Here is a 9,348-nt window from a genome sequence, read left to right as displayed (position 1 = left end):
CGGCTCAGGACGGGCGCTGGGTGGTGACCAGCAGCCCGTCCGGACCGGACGCCACCGCGATGGCTCCGTTGCGGTCGGTGCGGAAGACCCGGGCGCCGGTGGAGCCGACGGTGGACAGGGTGCGGGCCGCCGGGTGGCCGTAGTCGTTGTGTGCGCCGACGCTGATCAGGGCCACCGAAGCGCCGATCGAGCGCAGGAAGCCCTCGGACTGTCGCGCCGATCCGTGGTGCGGCACCAGCAGCACCTGGGCGCTCAGGTCGGCGCCGGTGGCCAGCGCGGCGTCCTGTCCGGCCGGCTCGACGTCGCCGGCCAGCACCACGCGCAGGCCGGGTAGCTCGGCCCGCATCACCAGCGAGGAGTCGTTCTCCTCGGACGAGTCCTGATCATCGACGCCGGGGGCCAGCAGCGGACGCCGGGATAGCACCTGCACCCGGACCTGGCCGGCCCCGATCACCGTCCCCGGACCGGCGACGACGCGCGGCACCTCGGGCAGGGCAGCCAGCGCCTCTCTCCAGTTGCCGGTCGGAGTCTCCACGCCCGAGTAGAGCAGCCGCTCGACGCGGCGTCCCCTGGCCACTCCGGCCACTCCGGCGGCGTGGTCGGCGTGCAGATGAGTGAGGATCAGCCACGGCACCCGGGTGATCCCGAGCTGGGACAAGCAGCGATCCACCAGAGCTGGGTCGGGGCCGGTGTCCACCACGACTGCCGCATCCGGCCCGGCCCGCAACACGGTGGCGTCCCCCTGACCCACATCACAGCTGACCACCAGCCAGTCCTTGGCCGGCCAACCCGGCACACTCGGGGCCCGGATCAGCGCGAACACCAGAGCCAAGCCGACCAGCACACTCAGCCACGGGCGAGCCCACATCAGCGGCGCCGCCAAGGACAGGACGCCACAGCCGACCACCAGCAGAGCCAGTCCGGCCGGGCTGGCCGGCCAGGTGACGGCCGCCCCCGGGAACGCGGTCGCCGCGTGAGCTACCCAGCACAGCACCTGGGCGAAGCCGCCGCCGGCCCAGCCGAGCGCCACCGCGGCCGGCGGGACGATCACCGAAAGCCCGGCCGCCGCGAACCCCAGCACGGTGGCCGGTCCGACCAGCGGCGCGGCCACCAGATTGGCCAGCACGCCGACCACGCTCACTTGTCCCGAGATCGCGGTGACCACCGGCTGGGTGGCCAGCTGGGCCGCGATCGGCACCGCGATCGCCTCGGCCAGCCAGCCCGGAAGCCACGTCGCCAGCACCTTCGACCAACGCCGGGCCCACCAGATGATCCCGGCACTGGCCAGCACCGACAAGACGAAGCCGACCGAGCGGGACAGCCACGGATCGAACATGACCAGCCCGACGATCGCCCAGGACAAGTAGCGCAGCCCCTGCCCGGCGCTGGCCCAGCCCAGGGCAGCCAGCCCGACCAGCCCCATGGCCGCCGCCCGCAGCACGCTGGGCTCGCCCCGGCACAGCACCACGAAGGCGGCCACCGTGAGCAGCCCCAGACCGCGCCGCCACCAGCCGAGGACGCCCAGCCGTCCGCCGAGCCAGTAAACCGCCGCCAACAGCAACATCAGGTTGGCCCCGGACACCGCCGTGAGGTGGGTCAGCCCGGCCACCGTGAACTCGGCGACCAGGGTGGACGGCATCTGCAAGGTATCGCCCAGGACCAGGCCCGGCAGTAACCCCCGCGGTTCCTCGGGGAGGCCGGCCACGGCCGTCCGCAGGCCTGCCCGGACGTGGTTCACCGCGGCGTCCACCGGGCCCGGGTCGGCCAGCACCGTCGGCGGTGAACGCAGGCTGCCCCAGCCGCTGACCTGGTCGATCGGGTCGGTGGGGCCGAGCTTCACCGTGGCCCGGACGGTGCTGCCCACCGGCAGTTCCTCCCACACGTCGAGCAGCGCACCGGTGGCCGATACCCGCAGCTCAGCTCCGGACTGCCACAGCTGCCCGCGTCCCTCCACCGCGACCAGCCGGGCAGTCGCGATCCAGGTCGGTCCGCCGGGCGAACTGTCGCTGAGCTGACCCTGGTGGACCTCGAGATCGGCGACCACCACCGCACCGTCATTGGCCAGTTCGGCCACCGGGTTGGAGTGCACCGACCAGCTATGCAGCGTGGCCAGGCCTGCACAACAGGCCAGCGTGATAGCGACGGCGGCGATCAGCGGACGGCGCCTCAGCAAGGCGGCGAACAACCCGGCCACGGCGATCCCCAGCAGGGCGATCAGGGGCGACAGCCCGGTGCCCAGCCAGGCGCCCAGCCACGCGGCCAACGCCAGCAGCGGCGGTCGATAGTCGATGTCAGAGCCGGACGCGCGCGGCGAGGTCGGCATAGGTCTTGGGGCCGATTCCGTCCACCTCCTGCAGCTCGGTGATGGCGGTGTACTTGCCGTGCTCGGTGCGCCAGTCGAGGATCTTCTGCGCAGTCACCGGCCCGATCCCGGGCAGCGTGTCCAACTGGGCCACGGTGGCGGTGTTCAGCGAGATCTTCGCCTCCGCAGCCCCGCCCGCAGGGCTACCAGGCTCACCAGTGGCACCGGATCGGAGCTCGCCACCGGGGTGCTTCTTGGTGCCGATCTTCAGTTGCGAGCCGTCCACCAACACCGCCGCCAGGTTGAGCTCACCGGGATCGGCGTCGCCGGTCAGGCCACCGGCCGCCGCGATCGCATCCTGCACCCGACTGCCCTCATCCAACTGGACCACCCCCGGCCGGTGCACACTGCCGAGCACGTGGACCAGCACCGATGCCGGACTCGGCGTCGGCGTGGGGGTAGGAGTGGGCATGGCCAGGATCGTCGGAGCCACGGCCGCAGCCACCGGCGTCGTCCGCGCCTGGAACAGGCTGTAGCCGGTCCAGACCGTCCCCACCACCAAGATCAGCACCACCGCGACCAGATGCTCACGCCCGAAGCTCAACACCCGCGCCACCACCGCTGGAGCGGACGCCGCCACGCCCGCCCCAGCGGCCGACTCCCCCACCGGAACCGCAGGCTCCTGGCTAGGGACGCTGGACGACTTCGGAGCCCACGCCCGCCTCGGCTCACCGGTCACGGCAGGCTCCAGCTCGGACAGCAGGTGCTCGAGCCGAGCCCGAACCACCTCGCTCAACTCAGCTTCGGCGGGAATCCTCACGCCCTCACAGTGGGCAGCATGTCTGTCAGACGTTCAGCCGAGCATTGGCTGTGGATGAGCGGCACGGCGATCCACAACCGTTGGCGACTGCTGCACGTGCGGGCGCTCAACAGGAGCTCAGGCGGCGACCTGCGTCGATGATGCTCGCCGCTGGGCAGCCCGAGCGGCCAGCCACGCGACCACGCAACAGCTCAAGCCCAGCACGGCCGTGCAGATCAGCAGCGCGACCAAGGGATCAACGACTCGGAGCGCGCCAGAAGCACCGTAGAGCGGGGTTGCCAGTACGGCCAGGACGGGGATGAACGCCGAGCGGAGCCCCTGCGGGAGGAGCTCTACGTCACGGACGGCGAGCGCGAGCCCGAAGATGGCGAGGACGGCAGCCCACAGGATCGCAAGCGTCCTGACCATCCGACTGCCCGACGTCCAGCCGGCAACCACTGCGAACGCGAACCAGCTCGCTGCATACGCTGCGGCGACCACCGACTCCATGAGGTTGGGGCTACGGCCGGAGATAACCGCGTTCAAGTTCACCACTACGCCAGCGATATGGAGCAGGACAACCAGGGCGAGGAGGCCCGTGCGCGCACGCGCTGCCGAAGCGGGAATCTCTGTCTGCTCAGCCATCTGCGCTCCCTCGGGATGCGTCCTTGCGCCACGCGAAATGCGCTCGATGGCGCGACCGTAGCACCTCAGAAGGCGGCGCAGAGTGCGAACGAAGAAGTCTCCGCCGCGAGCTCCGGGCGCGCACCACGCGCGGCCCAGAGCCCGCTAACGATCAGGCCGGGACGATGCTGACCAGCTTGGGCGCCCGGACGATCACCTGGCGCACGGCGCGGCCGTCCAAGGCCCGCTGCACGCCCGGATCGGCCAGCGCGACCGCCTCGAGTTCTTCGGCGGAGATGCTCGGCGAGACGTCCAGCTTGGCGCGAACCTTGCCCTGCACCTGCACCACACAGGTGACCTGCTCAGCAACCAGCAGCGCCGGATCGACCTTCGGCCAGGATGCCGCGGCCACCGACGGCGTATGACCGAGCAGCTCCCACATCTCCTCGGCCACATAGGGCGCGATCGGGCTGAGGATCACCGCGACAGCCTCGGCGGCCTCACGGACGGCCGGATCAGCGGCACCAGGCCCGGCGTCGATCGCCTTGCGGGTGGCGTTGACCAGCTCCATGATTCGGGCCACGGCCACGTTGAACCGCTTGGACTCCAGCGCTTCGGTGACATCGGCGACCGAGCGGTGGGTGGCCCGACGCAGGTTCAGATCACCGGAGGCCGGATCGGTGTCGACCGGGCTGGCGACGTCCTGGGCCAGCCGGAAGGCCCGCTGCAGGAACTTCAGGGTCGAGCCGGGCGAGACGTCGGCCCAGTCGATGTCGTCCTCCGGCGGGCCGGCGAAGACCACGGTGGTGCGGATGGCGTCCACCCCGAACTCGTCGATCTGCTTGCCCAGGTCCACCCCGTTGCCCAGCGACTTGCTCATGGCCTTGCCCTGGTTGATCACCTGTCCCTGGTTCATCAAGGACATGAACGGCTCCGGGAAGTCGACCAGGCCGATGTCGGAGAGCACCTTGGTGAAGAACCGCGAGTACAGCAGATGCAGGATCGCGTGCTCGACACCGCCGACGTACTGGGCCACCGGCATCCACTTGGCCACCTCGGCCGGGTCGAACGGACCCTCGGTGTAGTTCGGCGAGCAGTAACGGAAGTAGTACCAGGACGAGTCCACGAAGGTGTCCATGGTGTCGGTGTCCCGCTGCGCCGCACCGCCGCACTTCGGGCAGGAGACGTTCACCCAGTCGGTGGCCGAGGCCAGCGGGCTGGTGCCCTTCGGAGCCAGAGCCGCACCGCGCAGGTCGGGCAGCCGGACCGGCAGCTGATCGTCGGGCACCGGCACCTCACCACAGGTGGCGCAGTGGATGATCGGAATCGGGCAGCCCCAGAAGCGCTGCCGGCTGAGCAGCCAGTCGCGCAGCCGGAAGGTGACCGCGGACTCGCCACGTCCCTGCTCGGCCAGGCTGGCGGTGATAGCCGCGATACCGGCCTTCTTGTCGGCCAGGCCCTCCAGCACCGGGGAGTTCACATAGCTGCCGTCGCCCGGGGTGGCCACGAAGGTCTCGGCCGGATCAGGCAAGCCGGTCTCGACGACCACCCGCACCGGCAGGTTGAACGCCTTGGCGAAGTCGAGGTCGCGCTGGTCGTGAGCCGGGACGGCCATCACTGCGCCGGTGCCGTAGTCGGCCAGCACGTAGTCGGCCGCGTAGATCGGCAGCAGCTCGTTGTTCACCGGGTTGATGGCGTGGACGCCCAGGAACACGCCCGACTTGGGACGCTCGGAGGACTGCCGCTCGATCTCGGTGGCCCGCTTGGTGGCCTCCAGGTACTCCTCGAACGCCGGACGCTGCTCGTCGGTGACGATCTCTGCGGCCAGGGCGGCCTCGGGGGCCACCACGAAGAAGGTGGCACCGTAGAGGGTGTCCGGACGGGTGGTGAAGACCCGGACCGGCTCCTCGCGTCCCTCGACCTGGAAGTCGACGTAGGCGCCCTCGGAGCGTCCGATCCAGTTGCGCTGCATGGTCAGCACTCGATCGGGCCAATGCCCCTCGATCAGTGACATGTCATCGAGCAGCCGCTGCGCGTAGTCGGTGATCTTGAAGTACCACTGGGTGAGCTTGCGCTTGGTGACCACGGCGCTGCAGCGCTCACACAGTCCCTGGACGACCTGCTCGTTGGCCAGCACTGTCTGGTCGTTCGGGCACCAGTTGACGTAGCTGTCCTTGCGGTAGGCCAGACCGCGCTCGTAGAAGCGCAGGAACAGCCACTGGGTCCAGCGGTAGTACTCCGGGTCGGAGGTGTGCAGCCGGCGCGACCAGTCCAAGCCCAGTCCGTAGCGCTTGAAGGAGCCGGCCTGGGTGTCGATGTTGGCGTAGGTCCAGTCGGCCGGGTGAGCGTCGCGGGCGATGGCGGCGTTCTCGGCGGGCAGCCCGAAGGAGTCCCAGCCGATCGGATGCATCACGTCGTAGCCGCACAGCTTCCAGTAACGGGCAACGATGTCGCCCATCACGAAGGCCTCGGCATGGCCCATGTGCAGGTCGCCGGACGGGTAGGGGAACATGTCGAGCATGTAGCGCCGCTCACGCGAGCCGTCGTCGAGTGGGGTGAACGTGCCGTCGGCTTCCCAGAACCGCTGCCATTTCTCCTGAGCGGCGGCGGCGTCGTAGCCGACCCGGACCGATTCGGTGGTCACTTTCTGAACTCTCCTCGCTGGTGGCGAAACATGAAAAAACCCCTGCGGGCCGTCAGGCTCGCCAGGGGCCGCCGCGTCTGCCTAAGCAGTCGCGGCTAAAGAAGAAGCAGGGATGCGCTGTGCACAGTGCCCCATGGTATCCGATTGGTCGCCGGACCGGCTTCGCACCGATCTCTGGTGACCACCCCCACGGTCGGCCGGCTCAGCCGCCGGGAGTGGCCGCCGCCCCCACCACCGTGAGGTGGTCGGCGACCGCACTGAGCAAGGCCCGTCGATGGCTCGGCCAGAGGTCGGGCGGCAGCACCCTGAGGTTCAGCCAGTCCAGCAGGGTGGCCAGCGGGCCCAGCGGATCGACCATCTCCAGCTGTTCCAGGCAGATCGTCATCAGCGCGCCATTGCCGGTCAGCCAGGCGGCCATCCCGAGCAGGCCCAGCGGGCCAGGCCGATACGGGGTCAGCGCGCGGCCGATCACTGAGACCCACAGCTCGACCTGCTGCTCGGCATTCTGCCGACTCAGCCTGCGCAGGACGCTCAGCTGCCGGGCCGGCTCGCTGACCAGGATGGCCGCCATCACGGCGTCCTCATCCGAGAGCGGCCCCGCAGCACGCAACAGCCGATCGAGAATGGCCCGCCGCGCCCGTCCGCCACGCTGGTCGAGGAACTCGGCGAGGGTGGCGAAACGCTCGGCCAGGTGGTCGAGGTCGTCATCGTCCGGGCCGGCCACCAACGCGGCCAGCTCGGCTCGGGAGGCCCGGGCCGGCAGCCCGAGCAGCGCGGCTTCGGCCGCACTCGGGCTGGCTCGGACGGCACCGGCCGGACCACCGGGCCGGTCCGCCTCCCAGTAGTCGCCGACGACGGCCACCACCCGGCCCAGCCGGTGCTCACCGACTAAAAGCGCGCAGCGATCCAGCACCGACCAGGACAACTCCCGATCCTCGCTGAAAGTGAGGAACCAGGGCTCGGCCAGTGGGAATCGCAGATCGAGTCTCGACCAGAACTCGGCCAGCGCGGACGGCTCCGAGATCGGCGCCAGATCCACCCGTGCGGTGAGTTCCACTCGTCCGCCGTTGAGGATCATCACGACCAGGGACTCCTGCGGGTGGAAGCCGATCAAGTACGGGACGACGCCGACCAGGTCGTCCAAGTTGCGCACCGATAGCCGGGGCTGCTGCTGCGGGATGCTCATGCCCGGTCATCGTCGGCCTCCGGGCTGAGTCAGGTTCACTGATCCACAAGACGTGCCTCCGAACCCGGTCGCATCCACATCCGAGCCATGGGCTGAACCGGGTAGCCTGGGCGCGATGTCCAACCCGTCAGTGCCGCCGACTGCACCCGAGCCGCAGAGCGGGCGGCCCGCGCCCGACTGGACCCCGGCCCCGCTGGGCTCCAGCGATGATGCCTCCTATGCCAACCGCGGCCCTCAGGCGGCGCCGCCTCCACCCGGTCCCCACTCCGGCGGGTTGCCGAAGGTGCAGGTCGAGCAGTTCGCGCCGGCCCGCTCGCCGTGGCCGATCCTGGCCGGGGTGGCGGTCGTCCTGGTGGCCGCTCTGATCGTCTACACCACCATCTGGCGGCCCAACACCCCGCCGTCGGCCAGCCCCTCACCGACGACGTCGGCCGGCCAGAGCAGCGAACCCGGACGCAGCGCCACTCCTGAACCGGGGCAGCCTTTCATTGCGCCGGGCGGGGATCCGGCGGGCAGCTGGGAAGTGGTTGAGCACCACTGGGATGCCAGCGGACTCGAGGTGTTGGTCCGGATCAAGGTGACCACCGGCATCCTCGACTACTCACTGAACGTGATCGACACCACCGGCAAGGTCCGCACTCCGGCGCAGGTGTCCGCACAGACCCCGGCGCTGACCTTCGAGCCGATCCTCGCAGGCCAGGAAGTGCGCGGCTGGGTGCGGTTCGCCGCCGACCGCGGCGATACGACGCTGGCCATGGTGACGGGAATCCGCGACCAGCTGTCCGCCTTGCCGATCTCGGGCTAGACCGGCTCGTCCACGGCGGCCACCGACGACGGTTCGGACGCCGCCGGAGCCGCAGCCAGATACTTGTGCGACTCGGGATGGAACCGGGAGAGCAGCACCACCCCGGAGATCGCCACCGCCCCCGAGATCAGCATGCCCAGCGATGGCGCCACGGTGAGCAGCGCCCCCTCACCGAGCACCACCATGCCGAAGGTGACCCCCACGATCGGGTCAGTCGTCGTCATCGAACCCACCACGATCTCGGCCGGACCGTTGGCGTAGCCCTGCTGGACCATCCAGCCGCCGGTCGCGTAGCTGCAGAGCAGGAAGCTGACCACCACCCAGAACAGCGGACTGTGCAGGTAGTCGCCGGCGGCGAGCAGCTCTGAGGTCGTCTTCACCAGCGCCGAGGACAGTCCGTAGAAGAACGAGCCGCCGGTGGCCCAGGCCAGGCAGCGCAGCCGGGCCGGACCGAAGCCGCCGATCAGCCCCAGCGTCGCCCCGATCAGGTAGACCGCCACACAGAACACGATGATCATCGTCGGCGGCAGAGCCACCACGGGAGCGGCGAAGCTGGCCGAGATCACGGTGAACGCCACGATGCCCACGATGGTCAACGCCACGGCGATCCAGATCTGACGAGTGGGCTTGAAGCCGTGGATCTTGGCGGCCAGCAGAACCGACCAGGGCACCGCGAGAATGCCGACCGGCTGCACCACGGTCACCGGAGCCATCATCAACGCCACGATGTGCATGGTGGCCCCGAGGGCGACGATCCCCAGTCCGAGCAGCCAGCGCGGGTTCACCAGGAGGCTGAGGAGTTGCCGCAGCCCCATCGACCGGTTCTCGGCACCTGCGGTGACCGTCCGGCCGACCGCGAGGTGCTGGACGGTGGCCCCGGAGGCGAAGGCGAAAGATGCGATCGCGACGATCAGGATTCCCAACCCGATGTTCGGTTCGAACAACCGAACGCCGGGTACGGACAATGGCAGCAGGGTCATGTCGTCCT

The 9,348-nt window shown here is 69.8% G+C and carries 7 protein-coding genes; 1 reads left to right on the top strand and 6 read right to left on the bottom strand.

Annotated elements, in window-relative coordinates; translation table 11 throughout:
* Window positions 1-4: 4 nt before the first annotated feature.
* The 5 genes from ATK74_RS03280 to ATK74_RS03260 form a co-directional block, all read right to left on the bottom strand.
* Window positions 5-2,323: a ComEC/Rec2 family competence protein gene (locus ATK74_RS03280; protein ID WP_098459703.1), complete on the bottom strand. Its 2,319-nt coding sequence runs from the start codon at window positions 2,321-2,323 to the stop codon at window positions 5-7.
* Window positions 2,292-3,122 (bottom strand): ComEA family DNA-binding protein, encoded by an 831-nt coding sequence (locus ATK74_RS03275; RefSeq protein ID WP_245840653.1) that lies wholly within the window; start codon window positions 3,120-3,122, stop codon window positions 2,292-2,294. The genes ATK74_RS03280 and ATK74_RS03275 overlap by 32 nt, the downstream gene beginning before the upstream one ends.
* Window positions 3,123-3,239: 117 nt before the next feature.
* Complete coding sequence (locus ATK74_RS03270; RefSeq protein WP_098459702.1) at window positions 3,240-3,746, bottom strand: hypothetical protein; 507 nt, start codon at window positions 3,744-3,746, stop codon at window positions 3,240-3,242.
* A 151-nt stretch (window positions 3,747-3,897) separates the two neighbouring features.
* A complete protein-coding gene (gene leuS, locus ATK74_RS03265; RefSeq protein WP_098459701.1) occupies window positions 3,898-6,369 on the bottom strand; it encodes a leucine--tRNA ligase in 2,472 nt (823 codons plus the stop codon).
* Between the two features lie 202 nt (window positions 6,370-6,571).
* Window positions 6,572-7,555 carry a DUF4192 domain-containing protein gene (locus ATK74_RS03260; RefSeq protein WP_098459700.1) on the bottom strand — a complete coding sequence of 328 codons (984 nt, stop codon included), beginning with the start codon at window positions 7,553-7,555 and terminating at the stop codon, window positions 6,572-6,574.
* 115 nt (window positions 7,556-7,670) lie between these two features.
* Between ATK74_RS03260 and ATK74_RS03255 the strand changes: the two genes are divergently transcribed.
* Window positions 7,671-8,360, top strand: a complete 690-nt coding sequence (locus tag ATK74_RS03255) for a hypothetical protein (RefSeq protein ID WP_098459699.1) — start codon at window positions 7,671-7,673, stop codon at window positions 8,358-8,360.
* Here the strand turns inward: ATK74_RS03255 and ATK74_RS03250 are convergent.
* Window positions 8,357-9,340: a DMT family protein gene (locus ATK74_RS03250; RefSeq protein ID WP_098459698.1), complete on the bottom strand. Its 984-nt coding sequence runs from the start codon at window positions 9,338-9,340 to the stop codon at window positions 8,357-8,359. The genes ATK74_RS03255 and ATK74_RS03250 overlap by 4 nt on opposite strands.
* Between the last annotated feature and the right edge of the window lie 8 nt (window positions 9,341-9,348).

The sequence above is a fragment of the Propionicimonas paludicola genome (assembly GCF_002563675.1).
In the GTDB taxonomy this organism is placed as follows: domain Bacteria; phylum Actinomycetota; class Actinomycetes; order Propionibacteriales; family Propionibacteriaceae; genus Propionicimonas; species Propionicimonas paludicola.
Note: the sequence above shows the minus strand (reverse complement) of the source record. Positions and strands in the feature narration are given on the sequence as shown.